Here is a 24276-nt window from a genome sequence, read left to right as displayed (position 1 = left end):
CGCGATAGGTTTTGCCTATAGACGTATCCGGTGCATAAACGTTAAAATAAATCTCGGATAACGAAAAAACGGAGGAGCATGCCCGAATGGAATTAAGACAGCTTCAATATGCGCTGATGATTGCGGCCGAACGCAATTTTTCGAGGGCCGCCGAGAAGCTGCACATCGCCCAGCCTTCTCTCAGCCAGCAGCTTTCCAAGCTGGAAAAAGAACTCGGCGTGCTGCTGTTCCAGCGCAACACGAGCAATGTCGAGCTGACGCATGCGGGGCGCGAATTCATGAAGCGGGCTCAGCGGATCATCGACGAAATGGATCTTCTTCGGGTTGAAATGGAAGACATTTCGCAGCTGCGCAAAGGACGCATCACGGTCGGCAGCATGCCGATCACCGGCTCCCATCTGCTGCCCCACGTTCTGCCGGCATTCCGCGCCGACTACCCGGGCATCGACGTGACGCTGCTGGAAGATACGTCGCATAACCTCGAACGTTTGACGGCGAACGGAAAAACGGACATCAGTCTGCTCTCCCTTCCCCTCAACGAGCCGACGCTGGATTACGAACCGATCGCGGACGAGCCGATCGATCTGGCCGTGCCGCCGAACCATCGACTGGCGCTTCGCTCCGATCCGAATGCGCCGGGAGGCGTCGACATGCAGGAGCTGGAAAATGAACCGTTCATTATTCTGAAACAAGGCCAGGGTCTGCGGAAAACGCTGATCGACCTCTGCCGTCAAGCCGGCTACGAACCCCAGATCGTATTCGAAAGCAGCAATATGGAGACGCTTCAGTCGCTGGTGGCGGCCGGCATGGGCATCACGCTCGTTCCGAGGTTCGTCGCCCGCTCCAAACGGAGCGAACTGCTGCCGGTCTATCTCCCGCTTGCCGATCCCGTACCGTACCGCAAGCTCGTCATCGCTTACCGGAAAGGCCGGTCGCGGTCCAAGGCGGCGGAAGCTTTTATCGAGACGCTTCGCGGCACGATGAACAGACTGACGCATGCTTGAACAGTCTGCCGGCAGGCGTTTCGGTTCTTAGGAAATTACGCCTTTTACAAACTTCGCCCCGCGTGCTATTCTAGGAAAAACCAAACGTTACTCCGCAATGACGGGACCAGTAAGAAAGCGACCGCCTTCCAGAGAGTGAATTCCTTTGCGGTTCGCGTCGGCACTCCGGTGTCTTCCGCGCAACCCGATGGCTGCAAGAATTCACGGCCCGGCCTTTCCGAAACCTATCCCCGAGCGAGCCGGACCCCAAGTCCGGACGGTTCCCCTCCGTTAGCGGGGTTCGAGTCGGACGGCCTTCGCCGTCAATCAAGGTGGTACCGCGGAAGCGCCTCTCAAGCTTTCGTCCTTCGCGCAGCTCATGCTGCGCCTGGACGAAAGCTTTTATTTTTTGCGCGGACAGAAAGAAGGAGAATTTCATGCTAAAACGCATCGTAGTCAAAATAGGCAGCAGTTCGCTGACCGGCAGCCGGGGCGGATTGAACCGGGAAGCGGTAGCGTATTTCGCCGGAGAGCTGGCTCGGTTGTACGAACGCGGCTATCAGCCGCTGCTGGTCACCTCGGGCGCCGTGGCCGCCGGCTTCCGGGCGATCGGCTATTCCGAACGTCCGAAGAAGCTGCACGAGAAGCAGGCGTCCGCAGCCGTCGGACAGGCGCTGCTTATGCGCGCCTACCAAGAGGAGCTGGCCAAATACGGTCATGTCGCCGCGCAAATTTTGCTGACGCGGACGGACTTCCACAGCCGCAAGCGGATCGGCAGCGCGGTCATGACGATCGAAGAGCTGCTGGAGCGCGGCATCCTGCCGATCTTCAACGAAAACGACACGGTGTCCGTCGACGAGTTGAAGTTCGGAGACAACGATACGCTCTCCGCTCTCGTCGCCAACCTGGTCAAAGCGGACAGGCTCGTTATTCTGACCGATACGGACGGGCTGTACAGCGCCGATCCCCGGCACGATCCGGACGCTTTCAAGTACGAGACGGTGGACGAGATCGACGACGATATCTATCGGATGGCGGGCGGAGCCGGAACCGGCGTCGGCACGGGCGGCATGCGCTCCAAGCTGGATGCGGCCCGCATCGCGACCCGCGGCGGCGTCCCCGTATTCGTCGGCCGCGCGGACGAAAGCGGCGATCTGGCCGCCGCCGCCGAAGGAGCCGGCAAAGGCACGCATTTCACGACGAAGCTCTCGTCGATGCCGGTCAAAAAGCAGTGGCTCGGCTATCTGTCGCGGCCGCTCGGCGCGCTGATCGTCGATGCCGGCGCGCGGCGCGCGCTGGCCGAAGAAGGCCGCAGCCTGCTGCCCGTCGGCATCACCGGCGTGGAGGGGCAGTTCCATGCGGGCGACGTCGTCGAAGTGCGAGGACCGGCCGGCGAGATTGTCGGCCGTGGCGTCGTCAACTATGACATGGAAGACCTGCAGAGCGTTTGCGGCCTGCCGGGGCCTCAAGTATTGGAAAAATTGAACGGGCTTCATCGCCTTGAAGCCATTCATCGGGACGAATGGATTTCGCTGGGCTGAATTTCCCGGCCGCAGGCTTGTTCCCCGCCGCTTCCCGAAGCTCGCGGAAAACTCGGGGACGACGGTTTGTCTGCCTATCGGACTATTTATAACGAGACACAGGAGGAATCGAACATGAGTGAATTGCGGATGAACGATCAAGCCGCCCGCAACGACGGCGAAACCCGAAGCGAGGTTCGCGCCAAAGCGATGCTTGCCGGCACGGCGGCTCGCCGGATGGCTTCGCTCGCCACGGAAGAAAAAAATGCCGCCCTGCTGACAATGGCGGAAGCCTTAAAGGCGGAAGCCGTCTCGCTGATCGAAGCGAACCGCGACGATCTGGAACGCGGACGCGCGAACGGCACGAGCGAGTCGCTGCTCGACCGGCTGATGCTCAACGAGGAGCGGATCGCTTCGATCGCGGACGCGCTGCGCCTGGTGGCGGAACTGCCCGATCCGACCGGGAAGGTGCTCGAGACGATCGAGCGGCCGAACGGCCTGCGCATCGAAAAAGTCAGCGTGCCGCTCGGCGTTATCGGCATCGTCTACGAAGCAAGGCCGAACGTGACGGTCGACGCGGCCGCGCTCTGCCTCAAGACGGGCAACGCCGTCGTGCTGCGCGGCGGCTCCGCCGCCCTGTCGACCAACAAGCGTATCGCCGAAGTGCTGCGCGGCGCCCTTGAACGTACGGCCCTGCCGCCGGACGCGCTGCAGGTCATCGAAGACGCTTCGCGTTCTTCCGTCGACGAAATGCTCAAACTGAACGGCCTGCTCGACGTCATCATTCCGCGCGGCGGCCGTTCGCTGATCGATAACGTTGTCCGCAATGCAACGGTTCCCGTGATCGAGACGGGTGCCGGCGTATGCCATACGTATATCGATGCTTCCGCCGACGCCGTGATGGCGGAAGAAATCGCCCTGAACGCCAAAGTCCAGCGTCCTTCCGTCTGCAATTCCATGGAAACGCTGATCCTGCACGAAGACTTCGCGCGGCAGCGTCTGCGCGCTCTGGCGGACCGCCTGCTTGAACGCGGCGTCGAACTGCGCGGCGACGAACGCGCCCTGGCATTGGTGCCGGAAGCCAAGTCGGCTTCCGAGGAAGATTACGGCACCGAATATAACGACTACATTCTCAATATCAAAGTTGTAAACGGGCTGGGCGAAGCGGCCGCCCATATCGCCAAATTCGGCACGAAGCATTCCGAATGCATCGTAACCGAAGACGACGAAAATGCCGTCCGTTTCCTAAACGAAATCGACGCGGCGGCCGTTTACCATAACGCTTCGACCCGCTTCACCGACGGCTGCGAGTTCGGATTCGGTGCGGAGATCGGCATCAGCACGCAGAAGCTGCACGCCCGCGGTCCGATGGGGCTGCCTGCGCTGACTTCGTCCAAATACCGCATTTACGGTAACGGTCAGGTCCGCCCTTAAGTTCCGCTGTGTACTGTCCCCGCTTCGCCGTGCTCCGGTTTCCGGCGAACGCAGCGAAAAATTCAGGAGTTTTTATATAAGGAAGGATGAATAATCATGACGCAAACCCGGATGTTGATCGAGGAAAGAATCTGCTTCTTCGGCGCCGGCTCGATGGCCGAAGCCGTGGCCAGAGGTCTGATCGCCCGCGCGGTGATCTCTCCCGCCAACATTACGTTTTTGAACCGCAGCGACAGCGACAAGCTCGAAAATCTCAAGCAGCGCTACGGTACAGCCGGCACGAACGATCCCGCCGAGAAGGAAAACGTGCTGCGCACCTCTCCGATCGTCATTTTGGCGATGAAGCCTAAAGACGCGGCCGAAGCGCTCGGACAGCTGGGCGAGTGGATCGGCCCCCGTACCCTGATCGTTTCGATGATCGCCGGATTATCGATCCGCACGATGCGCAGCCTGCTGGGACGCCCGGAACAGCCGATCGTCCGCACGATGCCGAATACGTCCAGTTCGATCGGACTGGGCGTTACCGGGCTCAGCTATTCCGACGGGCTCTCCGAGGAGAGCCGCCGCACCGCCCGGCTGCTGTTCGAAGCGGTCGGAACGGTCGTGGAGACCGAAGAAGACAAGATCGATGCTTTGACCGGCATATCGGGCAGCGGTCCCGCTTACGTCTATTACATGATGGAAGCGCTGATGGAAGCCGCGACGCTCGGCGGACTCACTCGGGAGCAGGCGCGCGAAATGACCGTTCAGACCGTGCTCGGCGCGGCCCAGATGGTTCGCCAGACAGGCGAAGAACCGGCAGAACTGCGCCGCAAAGTGACTTCGCCGAACGGGGCTACCCAGGCCGCCATCGCCAAGCTCGACGAAAGCGACTTTTACGGCGCCGTGATCCGCGCGGCCCGGCGCTGCAGCGAACGCTCCGCGGAAATGGGACGGGATTTGGAAGATCAGCTGCCCGCCAAAGACCGGGACTAGTTCGCATGCCAAGCTCCGTTCGCCCTTTTTCCGGAACGGGACACGGCGAGCTTGAATTTTCTCCGACAAAAAACCGCCCGTGCAGGAAGCCCAAACGCTTCTTGCACGGACGGTTTTTCTTTATGCGACTCTTCCAGCGCGATTCTTCGGGAGCTTGCGGACGCTTACGCCTTTTCCCGGCCGCCGGAACGGAGCAGCTTGAAGCCCCCTCCGATCAGCAGAAGCGCCACGACCGCGTTCCGAATATAAGGTTCGAACTCGTGCATCCGCCAAGACCATGTCGGCAGATGCAGATCCATGAACGGCATCACGATCGTTTTCAGAACGTAATACAGTCCGAGGGCCACCATCAGCACGCCCATCCAGCCGCGGTTTTCCGCGAAGTTTTCCAGCAGAGGCTTGTCTTCCAACGGTTCCCGCCCGTATGCGCCGACCTTTTGCAGCCCGTCGAAAAACGCGTAGCACCAAATTAACGGAACAAGGAACAGGAACAGCGACAATCCGAGCACATCGAGAACGTAAATGCTGCCGAAGAACAGGATCATCAGCTGCGCGCCGCGCTTCATCAATCCCAAATACATATGACCGGCTCCGGGCACGGTCGACAGCAGCAGCCCCAGCGTCCGGCTTTTGCCGTCGCTGTCCCGGGCCATGTCCCAGCGCTCGATCAACGAGAAATCGCGCAGGCGTTCGCCGCGGCTCTTGCGCTCGGCCAACTGCACGGCATCGAACATGCAGTAGATCCAGATAATCGGCAGTACGCCGAAGAACAGCAGGAACGTCTCTTCTCCCGTAAAGCCGGTCAGGAACACAAGCGCCGTCGCCAGTCCGAAAAAGGCTGCCAGGAAGGACACTCCCCGCTGAAGCAGTCCCATATACAGATGGCCGAGTCCCGGCATAAAACTGAGGATGACGGTATAAAAGCGCTGGGAATCCGAGAAATATACCGGGTCGCGCATCATGCGCCCTTCCCCGATCGGCGGATACGGCGGGTACGGCGGATAATCCGGGATGTCGTCCGTCCCGAAGTTCATGCGCGCATCCTCCCTTTCGCCCTCATGACGGGCTGTTCCGGTCGGCGGAGCGTGTTCCGGGCCGGGATACTCGCCGTACCTCCGGCCGTGCCCGCCGCCCGGTTCCTGACCGTAATAAGCGGCTCTCATTCGCATTTCCTGCCTCGAAGGGCTGCCGAGCAGTACGCCGATCAGGTCGAACATGCTTACGCACCAAATCAGAAACACGGCGATAATCGCCAGAATCACCGGGCCTTCGTCATTCGCGACAGCCGTGATAAACCAGCCGCCGCCAAGCATGAAGATCGGCAGGAAGAAATACATGAAGCTTCGGATTTTTTTGCCCCAGTACAGATGGCCGAGACCGGGGATCAGATTGAGCAGCAGCGCCGCAAATTTACTTCGATGTTGATTCATGTTTGCTTTCTCCTTTCGCTTTGAGGCCGCCCAGCCAGCTCGAAGCCCCGTCCGCCAGCATCTGGCTGTAAGAAACTTTTCCGGCACCGTCCGCGGCACGCGACGCTTGCTCGCCCAGTCGGTCAAATGCGCCCGTGAAGGTCAGCAGCAGCGCGGCGGCCGCCGCAACCGTATAGAGCACGATGGGCTCTCTCCATCTTCGCCCGAAACGTCCCGCTCCCGCGGCGGAAGTATCTTCCGGAATCGCGGCCATGACCCGTTCGCTGAAGGCTTCCTCGTTCTTCAGCCCCGGCAGATCGCCCGCATTTTCGAGCGCCGCCATATAATGATCGAACGCCCGCTCGTCGCCGCTTTGCAGCAGCCTTTCCAGCCGGCTCTGGTTCGGCTCGTTCAACGTTCCCCGGACGTACTCCGTCCATTCTTTCAGCCCGAAGCTTTCGATCTCGTTCATCGCCATTCCTCCTCCCGCCAGTGCTGCCGAATCCACATTCGCGCCCGGTACAATTTCGACTCAACGGTCTTGACCGTAACGTGCATTTCCGCCGAGATTTCTTCGTAATTTTTGCCTTGAAAATAAAACGCCTCGATCACGTCGCGATGTCCCTGCGGCATATCTTCCATCCGCCTTTTGATTTCTTCCGATCGTTCCTCGCGCAGAATGCGGGCCAGCGGCGCTTCGTCGCCGGAAGCCAGCTTCAGCAGCGCCGGTTCCGAATCGTACAGGTCCTCGTGTCTTCGGTTCTGTTTGCGCTTGAAGTCGATCGCCTTGTTCATCGCGATTCGCGAGATCCACGTCTTGAACCCTTGGGAACGGTAATCGGGGAGCGATTTATGAATTTGGATAAATACTTCCTGCGCGGCGTCTTCGGCATCCTTCTCACTGCGCAGTACCGAGAAGGCTATGCGAAACACATGCTGCCTGTAAGCGTCGACGAGCTCGCGAAACGCGTCGCGCTCGCCGCGCAGTATACGTCGAATCAGTTCCTGTTCGTCAATCTGGCTCCCCCCCTTTCCCGACGATATAGACGCGGTTCCGGCGACCGACCCCTGCATGTTCCGCAAAATCTTTTTTTGCCGCTCCGCCGTCCCGTCCGGTTTTGCTTTCCGTATCCCATCATACCGCGCTTCGGCTAAAAATACAGCAGCGCCGAAGCCGCGTTCCGTTTTGGAACGCAAGAAAAAAAGCCCTGCGGCAGGCTGCCGCAGGGCTTTAGGGTAAACGCGAAAAATCACTTTTTGGGCCGGTGTTTTTTCTGATTCTCGCTTGCTGGCTCAAATGCGAAAAATCACCTTTGACCTCTAAATTTCTGGGAATAGGCGCGGACGTCTTCGGGGGTACGCACCCGGTTTCGGCTCCATTCGAGCAGAATTCGGTCGATGTAGCGGAAATGCAGCTTGCCCGCGAACACCGCTTCTTTCAGCGCCAACAGAATCAGCTCTTCCGGGTAGCGATCCTGATCGATCCAGACGGAGATCGTTTCGCATTCCATCGGAGAGAGCGGACGGGCAAATTCCTGTTCGAAAATGCGGAACAGGTTATCGACCGTCTCGGCTTCCTCCTCGGGAACCGCCGGACGTTCGGCGCGGCGCTGATTGCGCCGTTCCTCGGCCAAGCAGCCGGCCAGCCGCTCGTACAAACCGGCCAGGTTGTAACGCTCGTATCGGATGCCGGACGGCGTATCCTCGTCTTCGTGAATCGCGAGGAAGCCGTCCTTGATCAAACGCTGCAGCTTGGCGGCGAGTTCCGCCGGCGCAAGCCCCGTGCGTTCCTGCAGTTCTTCGAGCGTCGGAAAATCGTTCAGTTCCGCCTGGCGGAAGCCGATAAGCTGGATCAGCAGCATCGTTTCCTCCAGACTGAGTTCCATTTTGCGGTAAAAACGCAGCAGGGCGTGAGGAATGTGAACCTGCGGCGATTCCATCGCATAGGAGACTCCCATGGACCAAGTCTTCCAGGCTTCGTCGTTCACCCGCTTGTTCCTCCTTCCGCCTGCAACATCGGCTCTTCGCAGCATGCGTAAAGCGCCTTACGGATACAAACGATACAGCATGCGCGGGAACGGAATCGTCTCGCGAACATGGTCGAGGCCACAGATCCAGGCAACCGTACGCTCCAGGCCGAGGCCGAAGCCCGAGTGCGGCACGGAACCGTATTTGCGCAGGTCCATGTACCATTGGTACGCTTCCGGCGTCAAATTATGCTGCGCGAATCGTTCTTCCATCAGCTTCGGATCGTCGATCCGCTGGGAACCGCCGATGATTTCGCCGTAGCCTTCCGGCGCGATCATGTCGGCGCACAGCACGACTTCCGGACGGTTCGGATCAGGCTTCATGTAGAAAGCTTTGATCTCGGCCGGGTAATGCGTGATGAAGACCGGCTTGTCGTAGTGGTTGGCGATCGCTGTCTCGTGCGGAGCGCCGAAGTCTTCGCCCCACGGCACTTCGAAGCCGTTCTCGTTCAGGAACTTGATCGCTTCGTCGTACGTGATGCGAGGGAACGGGCCGACGACCTGCTCCAGCTTCGTCACGTCGCGTTCCAGCGTCTCCAGCTCGGCGCGGCAGTTCGTCAGGACGGACTGCACGACGTGGCTGACGAATTGTTCCTGGATCTCCAGGCTTTCCTGCAGTTCCACGAACGCCATTTCCGGCTCGATCATCCAGAATTCGATCAGGTGACGGCGGGTTTTGGACTTTTCGGCGCGGAACGTCGGACCGAACGAGTAAACTTTGCCGAGCGCCATCGCCGCGGCTTCCATGTACAGCTGCCCGCTCTGGGTCAGATAAGCGTCTTCGTCGAAGTATTTGATATGGAACAGCTCCGTCGTGCCTTCGGCCGAGGACGGCGTCAGAATCGGAGGATCCATCAGCGTAAAGCCGCGGGTATCGAAAAATTCCCGGATCGCGCGGACGATTTGCGCGCGCACGACCATAACGGCGCGCTGCTTCGTCGAACGCAGCCACAGATGGCGGTGGTCCATCAGGAAGTCCACCCCGTGCTCCTTCGGCGTAATCGGATAGTCTTCGGTAATATGCAGCACTTCGATGCCGGTTACGGTCATTTCGTAGCCGGATTTGCTGCGAGGTTCTTCGCGAATAATTCCGGTGACGTAGAGCGAGCTTTCCTGCGTCAAGCTTTTCGCGTCGTTCCAAATTTCTTCCGAAACTTCGTTTTTGACGACGACGCCTTGAATGTAACCCGTGCCGTCGCGAAGCTGCAGAAATTGAATTTTGCCGCTCGAGCGTTTGTTGTTTACCCAGCAGCCGATCCGGACGGTCTCGCCGACATGGCCGCTGACGCCGCGAATGTCTGTTTTGGTGGACATGACAGTCATTCCTCTCCTGTATGTTAAGCTTTATTTCCTTCTACGATGCGGTAGGTATCCCGTGCGATGACGAGCTCTTCGTTCGTCGGCACGACCAGCACTTCCACTTTGGAATTCGTCGTGGAGATGCGGCGCGGATCGCCGGAACGGATCTTGTTCAGCTCGTCGTCGATTTCGATGCCGAGGTACGACAGGTTGTCGCATACCGCTTTGCGGACGATCGCCGAGTTTTCGCCGACGCCGGCCGTGAATACGAGCACGTCCACGCCGTTCATCGCGGCCGCGTACGAACCGATGTACTTGCGCAGACGGTATTCGTACATTTCGAACGCCATCGTTGCGTTCGGCTCGCCTTTTTCCCAGCCGTCCGTGATGTCGCGCATGTCGCTGCTGAATCCCGAAATCGCCAGCAGTCCGCTGTGCTTGTTCAGCATGGAGTTCACTTCGCTGACGCTCAGTTCTTCCTTGTTCATGACGTAAGGCACGATGGCCGGATCCAGGTCGCCGGAGCGCGTCCCCATCATCAGTCCTTCGAGCGGGGTCATGCCCATCGACGTGTCGACGGATACGCCGCCTTCGATCGCCGTGAGACTTCCGCCGTTGCCGATATGCGCCGTGATGATCTTGAGATCTTCGATCGGCTTGCCGAGGAATTCGGCAGCCGCCAGGCTGACGTAATAGTGCGAAGTGCCGTGGAAACCGTAGCGGCGCACTTTGTATTTGTTGTACAGGACGCGCGGAATAGCGTACAGGTACGATTTTTCCGGCATCGTCTGGTGGAACGCGGTGTCGAAGACGACGACCTGCGGAACGCCCGGCATGTTGATTTCCGACGCTTCGATACCCATGATGGCAGCCGGATTGTGCAGCGGCGCCAGGTCGATCAGCGCGCGGATATTTTTCTTCGCCTGCGAGTCGACCAAAGCCGATTCGCTGAAGAATTCGCCGCCGTGCACGACGCGGTGTCCGACCGCGTTGATCTCGTCGACGCTCGCAAGCACGCCGTGCGTTTTGTCGGTCAGCTTCTCGATGACTTTGCGGATCGCCGTATTGTGTTCGAGAATCTCGCTGACTTCCGTCACTTCTTCCTTGCCGGTCGGCTTGTGGGTCAGAATGGACGAGTCCATGCCGATCCGCTCGACCAGGCCTTTGGCCAGAACCGATTCGTCGGTCATGTCGTACAGCTGGTATTTGAGGGAAGAGCTTCCCGAGTTGATTACGAGTACTTTCACAGCTTGTCACCATCCTTGTCGTACTTGAAGAAGCCTTCGCCGGTTTTCGTGCCGAGCTGTCCCGCGCGCACCATCTTTTTCAGGATGAATGCCGGACGGTACTTGATGTCCCCGTATTCGCGGAACATGCCTTCGAGCGCCGCCAGTACGGAATCCAGACCGAAGCGGTCGCACATTTCGAGCGGTCCGCGGTTGAACTGGTATCCGATTCTCATCGCGTCGTCGATGTCTTCGGCCGAAGCCACGCCTTCTTCAAGCACGTGCAGCGCCTCGTTGATCAGCGTGCAGATCAGACGGGTGCTGACGAAGCCCGGAGACTCGTAAACCATGATGCCTTTTTTGTCGAGCGTCTCTTCCACGAAGTACTTCGCCGCTTCCACGACGGCGTCCGACGTTTTCAGGCCGCGAATCAATTCCACCAGGTTGATCGAAGCGACCGGGTAGATAAAGTGCATGCCGATGACGCGCTCCGGGTGCATCGTGGAGCTGCCGATTTCGGTCAGGCTGAGCGCGGACGTGTTGCTCGCCAGCGTAATGTGGCTCGGGCACACTTGGTCGAGCTGGGCGAAGACCGCCTTTTTCGCTTCCAGATCTTCCGAGATCGTTTCGATGACCAGGTCGCACGAGCCGAGCTCCGCGAAGTGGGTCACTTTCGTGATTCTGGACAGGGTCAGCTTTTTCTCTGCCGGGGTAATGCCCCATTTTTCCAGCTTCTTGTCCAGACTCGTTTCGATCATGCTGTACGCATGGTCGAGCTTTTCGTTATTTTTTTCAACCAGCAGGACATCAAGGCCGCGGGCGGCCAGCATCTCCGCGATGCCTTGTCCCATGACCCCGCCGCCGACGACGCCTATTTTTTTGAAATTCATCTCTAGTCTTCATCCTTTCTGGTCTCTCCTGCAAGATTGTCCACTCCTACAGCCGACATGAGCGTCTTGCATTCCCAACATCTAATCATATCTTAGCATATCCGAAATGTAAAAAAGAATTTGCGTGCTAAAAATATTCGGTCTGCCGAAGAAGGACATGTACTTCTATCATACCCTCTTAAGGAGATCATGCGGCCGGTCACTTGCGGATATTTTGTGAGCGCTGCGAATCCGTTCCGCCAGAATGTCCGCGCCGGGGCTTCGGTATCTCCCGTTTCCGCTTTGCAGCAGGCCTACCGCAATCTTCGGATCTTCCAAGGCGTACGGAATATGCGCCATGCCGTCCGGCAGAGGCGTCGAAGCCAGGACGGCGGCAATCCCGCGCAGGGCGCGCGCCGCGCCCGGCACCGACGACAGGCGGCTGATCGTATAAGCGAACGGCTTGGCGGGATAAGCGGAAAATTCCTGTTCGAGCCGCAGATGGTACAGGCAGTTTTCGCCGCCGGCCACAAGCGGATACCGGTAAAAGTCTTCGAGCGTCAACCGTTCGCCTCCGGCCAGCGGATGGGCGCGGTCGACGGCAAAAACGATCTCCTCCGTATACAGCGGTTCGAAATAAGCGCCGCCCAGCGTACGCGGCTGTCCGCAAATCGCCAGCTCGATTTCTCCGGCGTTCAGCGACCGGGCCAGCCCTTCGCTGGAATCTACCGTCACCCGGCATTCGATGCCCGGCTTCTGCCGCCGAAACTCCGCGAGCAGCTCGGTCAGTCCGCGGTCCGCGACCGGCTCGATCACTCCGAAGGCCAACAATCCGCTTTCTTCGCCGCCGAGCGCGAGCCCTCTATTGCGCACATGCGTCCAGTGACGGATCAGTCCGTCCACCTCCGCCGCGTATAATCGTCCGGCTTCCGTCAGTTTGGCTTCCCATCCCCGTTCGAACAACCGGAATCCCAGCTCTTTTTCCAAGCGTTGAATCTGAGCGGTAACGGTCGACTGCGCGTAGTGCAGCTTCTCCGCGGCTTTGGCGAACGTTCCCTGCTCGATCACTTCCCGGAAAGCAAGCAGCTCTTTAAGATCCATCCAATCATCTCCATCTGCGTTTTCGAATCTTTTATCGCCTATTTTCAATTATATAAATATTTCGCTTTGATCTACAATGGAGGCATTCGATCGAAAAGGAGACCTGACCATGCCCTTTATTCGCACCAGCTACCGACGCGGCCGCCACGACGACCAGCAGCTGCGAGCCTGCGCCGACAGCCTCATGGAATCGTTGATTCGGCATTTCCGCGTTCCGTCGGACGATTTTTTTCAAGTGTTTCATGCCGTCGAAGCGGGCGAATTCTTTTTCAGCCCCGATTATTTGGATATCGCGCGCAGCGAAGACTTGCTGCTGATCGAGATCGCTCTCGGCCCGGGACGCAGTCCCGAACGAAAACGGCGCTTCTATCGAGACGCGGCGTCCCGGATCGCCGAGCAGCGCGGCCTGCGGCCCGAGGACGTGTTCATCGTGCTTATCGAGACGGGACCCGAAAATTGGTCGTTCGGCCTCGGACAAGCGCAGATGATCGACTCGCCGCCCGTCTGGCTGCAGGAACCGGTCCAATCCGCGGCCGAAACCGCAAAGCCGGCCGCCGCGGATGCCCCTGTGCCGTTCAGGCTTGCCGAGCCTAAGGCGGAACATTCTCTTAAAAACTCGGCCGGGCATGCGTATGCCGACATTTCCCCGGCCTTCGCCGATTATACGCAGCGCGTGCTGTTCGGCGAAGTCTGGCCCGATCCGGCGCTATCGCTCCGCGACCGCAGCTTGATTACGCTGGCCGCGCTGGTGACGGCCGGGAATGACAAGCAGCTTCCCTACCACCTGGAGCTGGCTCAAGAACACGGACTGTCTCGAAGCGAGCTGTCCGCGGTTTGCACGCATCTCGCCTTTTACGCCGGCTGGCCGCGCGCCGCTTCCGCGCTGGCGGTATTGGAACGGGAATGGCCGGCCACCTGAATTTCGCGATTGTCCTCGAGACGACGTCTCTTCCGGAGCCCTCGAATCGGAACAAATCCGCGCAAAAAAACCTCCGAAATCCTCGCCGGCGGGCGAAGTCTTTCGGAGGTTTTTCGTTGAAGCGGAGCACGCTGTCGTCCCGTCTTACGCCGGGAGCTGCGCCAATTCGCGGAACTGCGCCCGGAACTGATCGCCGGACAGCACTTCTTCGCGCATCAGAATATCGAGCGAGCCGTCGAACACTTTGCGGTACCGGTCCAGCTCGCGGCGCGTCTGTTCGGTCAGCGCGCGCAAAATCTTGTCGTTGTGCTTCATCAGCTCTTCCTGGGTCAGCATCTTCAAGCTGACGATCCCCAAATCCGTCAGACCCGACACGATCATGTTCTCCACCAGGTCGAGCGCCTGTTCGAAGTCGCCGCGCGAACCGGTGCTGCGGCCGCCGTAGTACAGCTCTTCCGCGGCGGAGCCCGCCAGCGCGATCATGATCTGCTCTTCCAGAAATTCCTTCGTATACAGGTACTGTTCCTTCTGCGGGTTATGACGCACGTAGCCGAGGGCTTGTCCGCGAGGGCTGAGCGCCACTTGGCTGACGCTGCCCGGTCGCAGCACTTCGGCCATGATGGCATGTCCCAACTCGTGGATCGCGACGCGGCGTTTCTCTTCGGCGCTCGATTCGCGGTCCGTCTTCTCGCCGAGCATAACCTTGTCGATCGCGCGGGAGAGATGCTGCTGATCGATGACGGCTTTTTGGTCGCGCATCGCGTAAATCGCCGCTTCGTTCATGACGCTCTCGAGCTGAGCGCCCGAGAAGTTGTACGCTTCTTCGGCGATCCGGTCGAGGTCCGCATCCGGCGATACGGGACGGCTTTTGGCATGCAGTTCGAGAATATGCTTGCGGCCTTTTTTGTCCGGCAGGTCCACTTGAATATGACGGTCGAAGCGGCCGGGACGCAGCAGCGCGCTGTCCAGCATTTCTTTGCGGTTGGTCGCCGCGATCACCAGAATGCGAGGCTCGTCGTTATTATAAATGCCGTCCATCTCGGTCAGCAGTTGGTTCAAAGTCTGGTCGTATTCGCGCTGCTGCCCGCCTTCGCGTTTGCCGCCGATGACGTCGATTTCGTCGATGAAAATAATGGCGCTCTGCTTCTTCTCTTGCGCGGCGCGGGTGCGCGCGTCCTTGAACAGGTCGCGGATGCGCCCGGCGCCTACGCCTACGTACATCTCGACGAAGTCGCTGCCCGAAGCGGCGACGAACACGGAATCCGTGTAATGGGCGGCGGCTTTGGCCATCAGCGTTTTGCCGGTTCCGGGAGGGCCCGTCAGCAGGATGCCCTTAAGCGGACGGATGCCGAGCTTTTTGATCTCTTCATGCTTGATCAGGAAGTCGAGCGCCTCGCGCAGTTCCTGCTTGGAGTTATCCTGCCCGCCGATCTGCTCGAACGTGAACTTCTCCGGCTTCTGCTTTTTGCGGTTGCGGTTCTGGGCCGCTCCGACGGCCAGCCCGCCCTTCATTTGCATGACGGCGAACACGCCGACGCCGATCAGCGCCAGTACGGCGATCGGCATGACGTTGACCCCGATCAGGGCGAGGAAAAAGACGAATGCGATTGCGAAACCGATCAGTATCTCCGTAGTCCATCTAGGCATTGGATTGTCCTCCCGTTCCCGGCGCCGCGGCCAGCGGCAGAATGATATATTTGTTGGCCTTTTTGTCCGACGCGGAACTTAAGGCAACGTAGACGTAATGGTCGTCCATATCGCTCGAGATCGTATAATTGCCGTTCTCGCTTTCGATTTTGGACAGCGTGCTCGGAATCATGGTGTAGCGTTTATTGGCCATCGCTTCGGCGACGGAAAAGGAAGCCTGCTTCCAGAGCTCGTCGATCTCCGGCGTGGAGTGATCGGCGATGTCCAGCTTGATCGAACGGGTTTTGAGCAGCGCCCCTTCTTCCTTGCGAAGCTGAGCGATCATGCCGCGCAAATCGACGTCCGACTGCAGATCGAGTTTCAACACGGCCTGCTTTTGGGTAATGTCCACTTGGGCGCTGGTAACGCCCGGATATTGACTGAGCATTTTTTCGATGGGGCGCTCGATCGCGGTTTGTCGATACAGGAACCAACCGCCGAGCAGCAGAATCAGCGACAGCGCGGCTGTCAGGGCAACGGGCAGCATGCGGATTTTCAATGGGCATTTCTCCTCTTCTTGCTGTGTGTGAGCGCGATGTGGGTCGAGACATCCATCAAGGAACGGCGACTTTTCGGCATTTTTCCGCAAAATGCTTTTTTGGCATTTCCGGACACTTTCGATCAAAGCTGTCGATTTCCTTCGTTTATCCAAATTTAACGCTTTATTAAGCATAAGTATATCACACCGTTTTCTCATTTTCTAATTCGCGCCGAAGCCCTTACGGGCTTGCTTGGCACGGTTTCGACCGGGAAGAGACTCCCGGCACGAATCGGCGCGCTTCCTAGAAGCGGACTGAAAAGCGTGCAAAAACGGTCATGCGGTCGAAGAATGCCGAACGGAACGGAATTTTCGAGCGCAAAAAAAACCAGCCTTTCCACGCGATGTGGAAAGGCTGGTTTTTTTGGCTGCTTCTTCCGGCGTCGGGCCGCTCGGGCTCCTACCATTCCGCCAGTTCATAAGCGCTGCCGATGGCGCTTCCGTCCTTCAGATTGTAAAAGCGGTAAAAGTGCTTTCCGCCTTGTTCATAAAAAACTTGCCAGACATACTGGTTGTTGTAGATCCCCGGCAGCATTCGTACCAGATCGGCGTCGGGGGATTCGGCTTCGAAACGGCTTTTCATGTCGTCGCGAGACACCGTGCCGGCCAGCGGCAGCGTACGAAAAGCATTTTTGCCTTCGACCGGCGTTCCTTCGCTCGTATACTTCAGCCACACGTACTCTTCTTCGCCCGAAACCGTCGTCCCCTGAACGACCCAGAAAATCGAATTGTCGCCCCAAACCCATTTATCGGCGCGCTCGACCTCGGTCAGCTGCGCCTGGGCACGGGCCGACGAGATCGCCGCGCTTCGCTCAGCCGTGCGATTCTGCATGGAGAGCGTATAGTACAAATAGGCCCCCGACAGCAGGATCAGCACGATGAGCACGGCCAGCAAAATAATTTTTGTGCGCTTGCTCACGTTGACTTTCCTCCCGGTATCCGGTTTAGCGGGCCAACAGCCCTTCGAACGCCGATTGGGCTTCGAACCGGATTTTCTCTTCGTCCAGCGTCAGACATTCGCGATTTTTCACGACCTGACGACCGTCGACCCAGACATGGCGAACGTCCTGTCCGGCAGCCGAGTAGACGATATGCGACACGTAATCGGTACGCGGCAGGAAGTGCGCCTGCTCGATATCGAGCGCGACGAAATCGGCCTTCATGCCGGCCGCCAGCGTACCCAGATTGTCGAGATAGAGCGACTTCGCGCCGTACAGGGTGCCCATGCGCAGCGCTTCGAGCGCGGGAACGGCCGTCGGGTCGCCGGATACGCCTTTATGGATCAGAGCGGCCAGACGCATTTCTTCGAACATGTCGAGGTTGTTGTTGCTCGCCGGACCGTCGGTGCCGAGCGAGACGACGACGCCCGCCTTCAGCAGCTGCGGCACGCGCGCCACGCCGCTGGCCAGCTTGAGGTTGCTGCCCGGGTTGTGCGAGACGGCCACTTTGTTCGCGGCGAGCGTTTCGATTTCTTCATCCGTCAAGTGCACGGCATGCGCCACCATCGACGGACGGGAAAAGAAACCCAGTTTCTCGAGATGCGCGACCGGACGCAGTCCGTAATCGCGCACGTTCTGCTCCACTTCCGCCGCCGTTTCCGACATATGCGTGTGCAGAGGCAGATCCAGATCATGCGCCGCCTGCACGAAGCGTTCGATGTAAGCCGGCGGGCAGGTATACGGCGCGTGCGGCGACATCATCACCGTAATGCGGCCGTCCGCGCCCCCGTGCCAGTTTTTCGCGAATTCGATCGCTTCGGCCAGTTTGCGCTCCTGCTCTTCTTCGGAACACAGACCGATGACGCCGCGGGTCAGCGACGCGCGGATACCCGATTTGCCGACGGCTTCCGCGACCCGGTCCATATGGTCGTACATGTCGAGGAAAGTCGTCGTTCCGCCCTTAAGCATCTCGACGATGGACAGGGAAGTGCCCCAATAGACGTCGTCCGACGTGAATTTGGCTTCCATCGGCCACATTTTGTCCTGCAGCCATTCCTGAAGCACCATGTCATCGCCGTAGCCGCGCAGCAGCGACATCGCCGTATGGCCGTGACTGTTGACGAGGCCCGGCATGAACAGCAGTCCTTTTCCGTCGACCGAAGGCAGATCGCGCGCCTCTTCCGGTTCTTCCGTTCCGATATAAGCGATGATGCCGCCGTCGACGATCATGCATCCGCGTACGACGCCTCCCTGTTCGCCGGTGGCGAACACGCCGTTTTTAACGATCCACCTGCTCGGGCTGTTTCCCGTCGTCATGAATTTCCGTCTCCTTTCCGTTGTCGAGGTAGTAAGCCAGGCTGAGCAGGTCCGTCGTGAAATCGGCCGCATGAATGCGAACCTCGGCCGGAGCCTTCAGCACCGTCGGCGCAAAGTTCAAAATGGCTTCGACGCCCGCTTCGATCAGCTGATCCGCGACCCGCTGCGCTTCCGAATCCGGCACGGTAATGATACCGACCCGAATGTTTTTCTCCGCCACGGTATTTTTGAGTTCTTCGATCGGCTGCACGGTCAGCATATTGATCTTGGTGCCGATCTTCGGCGCGTAAGAATCGAACACGGCGACGATCTTCATGCTTTCTTTCAAGTACATATTGTAGTTGGACAGCGCATGGCCCAAATTACCGGCACCGATCAGGGCGACGTTGATCTGGCGGTCCAACTTGAGGATATGCCGAATTTTCTCGATCAGATAAGACACGTCGTAGCCGATGCCCTTCCGGCCGAAGTCGCCGAAATACGCAAGATCTTTGCGGATCTGGGCCGGGTTGAGATCCAGCTTTTGTCCCAGTTCCTGCGACGACACCGTCATCACTTCCCGTTTATGCAGTTCGGTCAGGTGACGCAAGTAAACGGGAAGTCTGCGAACGACGGCTTCCGAAATTTTTTCCGCTTTCATCCAAGGTCCCTCCCAGGGGAAAAGTTAATCCTCTTTTGCTTCCGGCTCCAGCCATTCGGCGACTCTCGGCACGATCTGCTCGAGCGACATATGCTCCATTTTCGGGCCGGGAAGCGAGTATAAAAAATATTTGCCGTAATACGATTCGATTACGCGCGTATCGTACACGATCACGATGCCGCGGTCGCGGCGCGTCCGAACCAGCCGGCCGAATCCCTGCTTGAAGCGGATGACGGCCTGCGGCACGGACAATTTCATGAACGGATTGAGGTTTTGGCGTTTAAGCAGCTCGCTCTTGGCCTCAAGCAGCGGATGGCTCGGCGGTTGAAAAGGCAGCCGGACGATCGCCAGACACGTCAGCGCGTCGCCGGGGATGTCCACGCCTTCCCAGAAGCTGCTCGTTCCGAGCAGCACCGACCGCGAATTTTCCTGAAAACGCCGGGTCAGCCGGCTGCGGCTTCCGCTGTCGACGCCCTGGCCGATCAGCGAAATGCCCGAGGCCGACAGCAGCTCCTTCAGCGGGTCGTACACCTGCCGCAGCATCCGGTACGACGTGAACAGCACGAGCATCCGGCCTTGCGTCGCCTCCGCCGTCCGCGCCAGCGAGTCCGTCAGCGCCGCCAGGAAGCCCGCATCCGCCGTCTGTCCTCTGACGCTGGGGAAATCTCTCGGAACAATGAGCAGGGCCTGCTCCCGGTAATTGAACGGGGAAGGCAGCACTTCCGTTAACAGCCGTTTTTGCGAAGCCGCTTCCCGCAGCCCCAACTGGTCGATCATATAGTCGAACTTCTTGTCCACGGCCAGCGTGGCCGAAGTAAGGACGACGCTTTTCTTTTTATCGAAAAAGTGCTGCTGAAGCTGCGCGCTGACATCGATCGGCACCGCGTACATCTGCAGCGACTTGCTTTTGAACTGCGAGCTTCCCTCCAGCCAGTAAACCGTGCCGCCGTCGTCGAGACGCATGAAGAACCGCAGCGACTCGCGCGCTTCGGACAGGTCTTTGATCAGGCCGGCGATGTCGGTCGCGAGACCTTCCGCCGTATAATCGCCGCTGTCCTCCTTGACGGAGGACGCCATGCGCTCGCCCCTGCGGATCGCTTCGCCGAGTCCCACGTAAATCTGGTCTTCGAGCGCTTCCAGCTTATCCCAGCCTTTCGGGTATTCGCCCGCCGCCAGGCGCAGCGTGTGCTGCCCGGCTTCCGGAGCCGAAGGATCGACCCGGTCGGGCAGCAGCGTATAGAGCAGTTCCGTCAGCTTGTCCCAGCTTTCCTTGGCGTCGATCAGTTCCGGAATGACGTCGTCGATCGCCCGGGTCCACTCGTTCGTTTTCTCGTGGTCGATCCGGCCCAACAGTTGGCGCAGCGCCGGAAGCTGGCCGTTTTTCGAGTCTTTGTACAAACGGGCCATCGCATGCACGAACGAGAAATACTTCAGATGCAGCCCGAGATGCTTGCCGGCGACGTCTTCCAGATGATGCGCTTCGTCGATGACGAGACGTTCGTAGGCGGGCAGCAGCTGATCGTCGGCTTTGACGTCGGAGAACAGCTTGGAGTGGTTCGTCACGACGACGTCGGCCATCGAAGCTTCATGCTTCGCCCGGTAGTAATAACAGCTGCGGAACCACGGACAGGCGCGGCCGAGGCAGGAATCCGTCTCGCTCGCGACCGTGTCCCAGAAATCCTGGCCGCGGCCGATTCCGAGATTCAGTTCCTCGTCGTCGCCGCTCTGCGTCCGGGTAAGCCAGACGAGAAGCTGCGCGGCCGTCATGGCGTCGTCCGCGGGATGCACGAATTCCCTGCGGTCGATTTTTTGTTCGAGCTTTCGCATGCATAAGTAATGCTGGCGTCCTTTGAACACCGAGGCGCGGAACTCGAACGGCACGACTCGTGTGAGAAGCGGAACGTCGCGTTCGCGAAGCTGCTCCTGCAAGTTGATCGTATGCGTGCTGACCATGACTTTGCGATCGTTTTTTACGCTCTCGTAAATGGCCGGAATCAGGTATCCGAGCGACTTGCCCGTTCCCGTCCCCGCCTCGATCAGCAGATGCTTGTCGCTTCCGAACGCTTCCTGCACTTTGCCGAACATGATGTTTTGCGACTCCCGCTCCTCGTAACCGGGCAGCTCCGTACGCAAATTGTCCTGCACCTGTTCCAAAAACGCTTCGAAAGACACGCCTTCGAGCGGATCGCCGTCCCGTATTTCCCGGGCCGGCGGCACTTCCCCCCACTCGCCGGCTTTCAGGGCGAATTGGCGGTAAAATTTGTATTCCCCGCTTTCCTGAAGCGGCTCGAGCTCTTTCTCTTCCACAAGCGTTCCGAAAAACCAGCCGAGGTCGCTGTCGCCCTCCAGCAGTTCGGCGATGCGCTGCAAAGTGACCAGAGGGAGCGAGCGCGCTTCTTCCAGGCACTGCAAAAAAACGTGCGCCGTCGCCAGCGCATCGCTGTCCGCCTGATGCGGACGCTCGTGCGGAACGCCGAACTGCGACGCTACCGCGCCAAGCTGATAACTCGTAATGGAAGGATACAAAATGCGCAGCAGATCGATCGTATCCAGAATCCGGCCGGTAAACGGCAGGTAGCCGGTCTGATCGAGCGCGCGCTGCAAAAATCCGAAATCGAACGCCACATTGTGTCCGACCAGAACGGCGTCGTCCAGAAGCGGAATCATTCCGATAATCGCTTCGTCCAGACCCGGAGCTTCGCCGAGCTGTTCCTCGCGGATTCCCGTAAGCTCGGTAATGAACCCGGGAAGCGGGACGCCGGGATTAACCAGGGATTGGTACGTATCCACGATTTGCAGATCGTGGTCGATGACGCTCAGCCCGATCTGGATGATGGCATCCGATGCCTGAGTGCCCGTCGTTTCAAAATCCAGAACGGCAAATTTCATGGAGTCGATAAATCCTTTCACTCGTATTCTTTACCAGCATAACAGAGAAACGGCAGTTTGGGAAACTCTTCACCACTCTTCGGGGCCTAAAAAAAGCGAGGCCTTCGCGCCGCGTTCCGCGGCTGAAGGCACATCGCTGCGTGGAAAAAGGGACCCCGAAAAAGGCGCAAAACGACGCGTCCGCCCGGTGCCCGCAATTTTTCGTGCAAGGGACTTCGGGCAGGCGCCGAATTCTTTAACGTACCGTCGCGTGAACTTCTTTCGCCGCCGTCTCGACGGCGCGGTTGTCCGCATCGACGAACACGACCGTCGGCTGATGGATCAGCGCCTCTTCGTTCGACATCGAGGCGTAAGAGATGATAATGACGGTGTCGCCCGGCTGCACGCGCCGTGCCGCCGCGCCGTTGAGGCAGATGACGCCGCTGCCGCGCTTGCCGGGAATGACGTAAGTTTCGAGCCGTTCGCCGTTGTTGTTGTCGACGATCTGGACTTTCTCGTTCTCGAGCAGGTCCGCCGCATCCATCAGATCTTCGTCGATCGTGATGCTGCCGACGTAATTCAGGTTCGCTTCCGTGACGGTCGCGCGGTGGATTTTCGATTTCATCATTGTTCTATACATGCAGAGGAGCCTCCTTGAGCTTCATAATCGCATTGTCGATCAGACGGGTCGATCCGAACTTTACGGCCAGCGCCAGAATGACCGAACCTCCGGCCTTCCTGAGATTCGTCAGGCCGAGCTCTTCGTCCAGCGGCTCCAGGTCCGGGAACGAGAGCATTTCCACATAATCGATCTCGGCGATCGGCGAAGCCTGGATCGCCCGGGTGACATCCTCCACGATCCGGCGCGGAGTCGCGTTCGGATCGTTCTCGATACGGACCGAAGCTTCCCGCAGCGAACGCGACAGCACCAGCGCTTCGCGGCGCTGCTCTTCGCTCAGATAGACGTTGCGCGAGCTCAAAGCCAGGCCGTCTTCCTCCCGCACGATCGGGCAGGGCACGATCTCGACGTCCATATCGAGGTCGTTTACCATCTTCTGCAGCACGGCTACCTGCTGAGCGTCCTTGGCGCCGAAGAAAGCTTTATCCGGCTTCACGATGTTGAACAGCTTGGATACGACCGTCGCGACGCCGTCGAAATGCCCCGGGCGCGAGGCGCCGCAGAGCCGTTCGGTGACGCCCGTTACGGTCACCGTCGTTTTGCGTTCTTCCGGATACATCTCCTGCACCGAAGGGAGAAAAACGACGTCGACGCCTTCGCGTTCGGCCAGCTTCAGATCGGCTTCCTCGCTGCGGGGATAACGCTCCAAATCTTCGCCGGGCCCGAACTGGATCGGATTGACGAAGATGCTCAGCACCGAGATGCCGCTCTCCTGCCGCGAACGTCGCAGCAGGCTGGCATGGCCTTCATGCAGATAGCCCATCGTCGGCACGAAGCCGACGAGGTTCCCCGCGTCCTTGCCGCGCCGCTGTTCGCGCAGCTCGGCGATGAAGGCGCGCGCTTCGGCGATCGTTCTGGCGATCTTCATCGCTGCGCCCCCACTTTCTCTTTATCGGACGCGGATGCTTCCGCGTTCACGGGAAGATCTTCCGTTTTCCCGCCGCCGTACAGCGAATCGAGCGATTCGCTTACTCCTTCGTCGGCTTTGAACACATGATTTTCGGCCGGGAAAGCACCGTTTTTGACTTCGTTCACGTAAGCTTCGATGCCTTCGCGTATCTGCGAGCCCACGTCAGCGAACGTCTTGACGAAGCGTTTTTCCATATAAGGAGAAGCGTATTTGACCACGTCGTGGAACACCAGCACCTGGCCGTCGCACTGACGTCCGGCGCCGATGCCGATCGTCGGAATCGACAGTTCGCGGGTGATCGCCGCGGCGGTCTCTTCCGCCACCAGCTCCAGCACGACCGCAAACGCGCCGGCCTGCTCCAGCGCCTTCGCTTCGTTCATCAGGCGCTTGGCGTCTTCGGCGTCCTTGCCCTGCACGCGGTAACCGCCGATCGTGTTGACCGACTGCGGCGTCAGGCCGATATGGCCCAGCACCGGCACGCCGGATTGCACGATCGCCTTGACCGCCGGCACGATCTCCAGTCCACCCTCCATTTTCACGGCATGCGCATGGCCTTCCTGCATCAGGCGGCGCACGCCTTTAAGCGTCTCATCGATACTTCCGTGATAGGTCATAAAAGGCATATCGGCGACGATGAACGTATTTTGCGCTCCGCGCGCCGTCGCTCTCGAATGATAGACCATGTCGTCCAGCGTAACGGGAATCGTCGAGTCGTAACCGAGCACGACGTTGCCCAGGGAATCTCCGACCAGAATCAGATCGACGCCGGCTTCTTCCGCCAGCTTCGCGGACGGATAGTCGTACGCCGTAATCATCGTCAGGCGATCCTGCTGCTGTTTCATTTTGCTGATTTTCACTACGTTCAACGGTTTTTTTGCTGCCATGTTATCAGGCTCCTTTGGGGTTAAGCCCGTTCCGCGATCGCTCGGAGCGATTCG

At 59.1% G+C, this 24276-nt stretch carries 22 protein-coding genes; 5 read left to right on the top strand and 17 right to left on the bottom strand.

Features of this window, described 5'->3' with window-relative positions; translation table 11 throughout:
• Positions 1 to 86: 86 nt before the first annotated feature.
• From GYN08_RS03130 to proC, 4 genes are all read left to right on the top strand, one after another.
• Positions 87 to 1004: a LysR family transcriptional regulator gene (locus GYN08_RS03130; protein ID WP_166272385.1), complete on the top strand. Its 918-nt coding sequence runs from the start codon at positions 87 to 89 to the stop codon at positions 1002 to 1004.
• Positions 1005 to 1420: 416 nt separating this feature from the next.
• The gene (proB, locus tag GYN08_RS03125; RefSeq protein WP_166272383.1) at positions 1421 to 2524 is read left to right on the top strand and encodes a glutamate 5-kinase; all 1104 of its coding nucleotides are present in this window, start codon (positions 1421 to 1423) and stop codon (positions 2522 to 2524) included.
• A gap of 114 nt (positions 2525 to 2638) precedes the next feature.
• A complete protein-coding gene (locus tag GYN08_RS03120) occupies positions 2639 to 3937 on the top strand; it encodes a glutamate-5-semialdehyde dehydrogenase (RefSeq protein WP_206023573.1) in 1299 nt (432 codons plus the stop codon).
• A 96-nt stretch (positions 3938 to 4033) separates the two neighbouring features.
• The gene (gene proC, locus GYN08_RS03115; RefSeq protein ID WP_166272381.1) at positions 4034 to 4912 is read left to right on the top strand and encodes a pyrroline-5-carboxylate reductase; all 879 of its coding nucleotides are present in this window, start codon (positions 4034 to 4036) and stop codon (positions 4910 to 4912) included.
• Between the two features lie 164 nt (positions 4913 to 5076).
• Here proC and GYN08_RS03110 read toward each other — a convergent pair whose 3' ends face one another.
• The 8 genes from GYN08_RS03110 to GYN08_RS03075 form a co-directional block, all read right to left on the bottom strand.
• Positions 5077 to 6342, bottom strand: coding sequence for a multi-tm2 domain protein (locus GYN08_RS03110; protein WP_166272379.1), 1266 nt, complete (start codon positions 6340 to 6342; stop codon positions 5077 to 5079).
• On the bottom strand, positions 6323 to 6793 hold the full coding sequence (locus GYN08_RS03105; RefSeq protein WP_166272377.1) for a hypothetical protein: 471 nt from the start codon (positions 6791 to 6793) through the stop codon (positions 6323 to 6325). Before GYN08_RS03105 ends, GYN08_RS03110 begins: the two co-directional genes overlap by 20 nt.
• Positions 6790 to 7395 (bottom strand): RNA polymerase sigma factor, encoded by a 606-nt coding sequence (locus GYN08_RS03100; RefSeq protein WP_235945723.1) that lies wholly within the window; start codon positions 7393 to 7395, stop codon positions 6790 to 6792. Before GYN08_RS03100 ends, GYN08_RS03105 begins: the two co-directional genes overlap by 4 nt.
• A 233-nt stretch (positions 7396 to 7628) precedes the next feature.
• Complete coding sequence (locus tag GYN08_RS03095) at positions 7629 to 8309, bottom strand: DnaD domain-containing protein (protein ID WP_328802685.1); 681 nt, start codon at positions 8307 to 8309, stop codon at positions 7629 to 7631.
• A 57-nt stretch (positions 8310 to 8366) separates the two neighbouring features.
• Positions 8367 to 9662 carry an asparagine--tRNA ligase gene (asnS, locus tag GYN08_RS03090; protein WP_166272375.1) on the bottom strand — a complete coding sequence of 432 codons (1296 nt, stop codon included), beginning with the start codon at positions 9660 to 9662 and terminating at the stop codon, positions 8367 to 8369.
• Positions 9663 to 9685: 23 nt separating this feature from the next.
• A complete protein-coding gene (locus GYN08_RS03085; protein WP_166272373.1) occupies positions 9686 to 10894 on the bottom strand; it encodes an acetate/propionate family kinase in 1209 nt (402 codons plus the stop codon).
• Positions 10891 to 11763 carry a 3-hydroxyacyl-CoA dehydrogenase family protein gene (locus GYN08_RS03080; protein WP_166272371.1) on the bottom strand — a complete coding sequence of 291 codons (873 nt, stop codon included), beginning with the start codon at positions 11761 to 11763 and terminating at the stop codon, positions 10891 to 10893. Before GYN08_RS03080 ends, GYN08_RS03085 begins: the two co-directional genes overlap by 4 nt.
• Positions 11764 to 11931: 168 nt before the next feature.
• Positions 11932 to 12843 (bottom strand): LysR family transcriptional regulator, encoded by a 912-nt coding sequence (locus tag GYN08_RS03075; RefSeq protein ID WP_166272369.1) that lies wholly within the window; start codon positions 12841 to 12843, stop codon positions 11932 to 11934.
• A gap of 109 nt (positions 12844 to 12952) precedes the next feature.
• Here GYN08_RS03075 and GYN08_RS24025 point away from each other — a divergent pair, with 109 nt between their 5' ends.
• A complete protein-coding gene (locus GYN08_RS24025; protein ID WP_328802680.1) occupies positions 12953 to 13762 on the top strand; it encodes a tautomerase family protein in 810 nt (269 codons plus the stop codon).
• Between the two features lie 144 nt (positions 13763 to 13906).
• On the opposite strand, the gene GYN08_RS03065 is transcribed toward GYN08_RS24025, so the two are convergent.
• The 9 genes from GYN08_RS03065 to panB form a co-directional block, all read right to left on the bottom strand.
• A complete protein-coding gene (locus GYN08_RS03065; protein ID WP_166272367.1) occupies positions 13907 to 15409 on the bottom strand; it encodes an AAA family ATPase in 1503 nt (500 codons plus the stop codon).
• On the bottom strand, positions 15402 to 15947 hold the full coding sequence (locus GYN08_RS03060; protein ID WP_166272365.1) for a heavy-metal-associated domain-containing protein: 546 nt from the start codon (positions 15945 to 15947) through the stop codon (positions 15402 to 15404). The genes GYN08_RS03065 and GYN08_RS03060 overlap by 8 nt, the downstream gene beginning before the upstream one ends.
• A 439-nt stretch (positions 15948 to 16386) precedes the next feature.
• Complete coding sequence (locus GYN08_RS03055) at positions 16387 to 16905, bottom strand: DUF5590 domain-containing protein (protein ID WP_166272363.1); 519 nt, start codon at positions 16903 to 16905, stop codon at positions 16387 to 16389.
• Positions 16906 to 16930: 25 nt separating this feature from the next.
• Positions 16931 to 18241: an amidohydrolase gene (locus tag GYN08_RS03050; RefSeq protein ID WP_166272361.1), complete on the bottom strand. Its 1311-nt coding sequence runs from the start codon at positions 18239 to 18241 to the stop codon at positions 16931 to 16933.
• Positions 18204 to 18881, bottom strand: a complete 678-nt coding sequence (locus tag GYN08_RS03045; protein WP_166272359.1) for a redox-sensing transcriptional repressor Rex — start codon at positions 18879 to 18881, stop codon at positions 18204 to 18206. The genes GYN08_RS03050 and GYN08_RS03045 overlap by 38 nt, the downstream gene beginning before the upstream one ends.
• Positions 18882 to 18905: 24 nt before the next feature.
• Positions 18906 to 21770, bottom strand: coding sequence for an ATP-dependent DNA helicase DinG (gene dinG / locus GYN08_RS03040; RefSeq protein ID WP_166272357.1), 2865 nt, complete (start codon positions 21768 to 21770; stop codon positions 18906 to 18908).
• 235 nt (positions 21771 to 22005) lie between these two features.
• A complete protein-coding gene (panD, locus tag GYN08_RS03035) occupies positions 22006 to 22389 on the bottom strand; it encodes an aspartate 1-decarboxylase (RefSeq protein ID WP_166272355.1) in 384 nt (127 codons plus the stop codon).
• Entirely contained in the window at positions 22382 to 23296 is a 915-nt protein-coding gene (gene panC / locus GYN08_RS03030; protein WP_166272353.1) for a pantoate--beta-alanine ligase, read from the bottom strand. Before panC ends, panD begins: the two co-directional genes overlap by 8 nt.
• A complete protein-coding gene (panB, locus tag GYN08_RS03025; RefSeq protein ID WP_166272351.1) occupies positions 23293 to 24222 on the bottom strand; it encodes a 3-methyl-2-oxobutanoate hydroxymethyltransferase in 930 nt (309 codons plus the stop codon). Before panB ends, panC begins: the two co-directional genes overlap by 4 nt.
• Between the last annotated feature and the right edge of the window lie 54 nt (positions 24223 to 24276).

The organism is Saccharibacillus alkalitolerans (genome assembly GCF_011090185.1).
In the GTDB taxonomy this organism is placed as follows: Bacteria; Bacillota; Bacilli; order Paenibacillales; family Paenibacillaceae; genus Saccharibacillus; species Saccharibacillus alkalitolerans.
Note: the sequence above shows the minus strand (reverse complement) of the source record. Positions and strands in the feature narration are given on the sequence as shown.

Bases quoted from the DNA above. Each gene is read 5' to 3' on its own strand.
- GYN08_RS03120 (WP_206023573.1), top strand. From the start codon at position 2,639: ATGAGTGAATTGCGGATGAACGATCAAGCCGCCCGCAACGACGGCGAA.
- proC (WP_166272381.1), top strand. From the start codon at position 4,034: ATGACGCAAACCCGGATGTTGATCGAGGAAAGAATCTGCTTCTTCGGC.
- asnS (WP_166272375.1), bottom strand. From the start codon at position 9,662: ATGTCCACCAAAACAGACATTCGCGGCGTCAGCGGCCATGTCGGCGAG.
- dinG (WP_166272357.1), bottom strand. From the start codon at position 21,770: ATGAAATTTGCCGTTCTGGATTTTGAAACGACGGGCACTCAGGCATCG.
- proB (WP_166272383.1), top strand. From the start codon at position 1,421: ATGCTAAAACGCATCGTAGTCAAAATAGGCAGCAGTTCGCTGACCGGC.
- GYN08_RS03130 (WP_166272385.1), top strand. From the start codon at position 87: ATGGAATTAAGACAGCTTCAATATGCGCTGATGATTGCGGCCGAACGC.
- GYN08_RS03065 (WP_166272367.1), bottom strand. From the start codon at position 15,409: ATGCCTAGATGGACTACGGAGATACTGATCGGTTTCGCAATCGCATTC.
- GYN08_RS03080 (WP_166272371.1), bottom strand. From the start codon at position 11,763: ATGAATTTCAAAAAAATAGGCGTCGTCGGCGGCGGGGTCATGGGACAA.
- GYN08_RS24025 (WP_328802680.1), top strand. From the start codon at position 12,953: ATGCCCTTTATTCGCACCAGCTACCGACGCGGCCGCCACGACGACCAG.
- panD (WP_166272355.1), bottom strand. From the start codon at position 22,389: ATGTATAGAACAATGATGAAATCGAAAATCCACCGCGCGACCGTCACG.
- GYN08_RS03100 (WP_235945723.1), bottom strand. From the start codon at position 7,395: ATGCAGGGGTCGGTCGCCGGAACCGCGTCTATATCGTCGGGAAAGGGG.
- GYN08_RS03050 (WP_166272361.1), bottom strand. From the start codon at position 18,241: ATGACGACGGGAAACAGCCCGAGCAGGTGGATCGTTAAAAACGGCGTG.
- GYN08_RS03110 (WP_166272379.1), bottom strand. From the start codon at position 6,342: ATGAATCAACATCGAAGTAAATTTGCGGCGCTGCTGCTCAATCTGATC.
- GYN08_RS03045 (WP_166272359.1), bottom strand. From the start codon at position 18,881: ATGAAAGCGGAAAAAATTTCGGAAGCCGTCGTTCGCAGACTTCCCGTT.
- GYN08_RS03075 (WP_166272369.1), bottom strand. From the start codon at position 12,843: ATGGATCTTAAAGAGCTGCTTGCTTTCCGGGAAGTGATCGAGCAGGGA.
- panB (WP_166272351.1), bottom strand. From the start codon at position 24,222: ATGGCAGCAAAAAAACCGTTGAACGTAGTGAAAATCAGCAAAATGAAA.
- GYN08_RS03105 (WP_166272377.1), bottom strand. From the start codon at position 6,793: ATGAACGAGATCGAAAGCTTCGGGCTGAAAGAATGGACGGAGTACGTC.
- panC (WP_166272353.1), bottom strand. From the start codon at position 23,296: ATGAAGATCGCCAGAACGATCGCCGAAGCGCGCGCCTTCATCGCCGAG.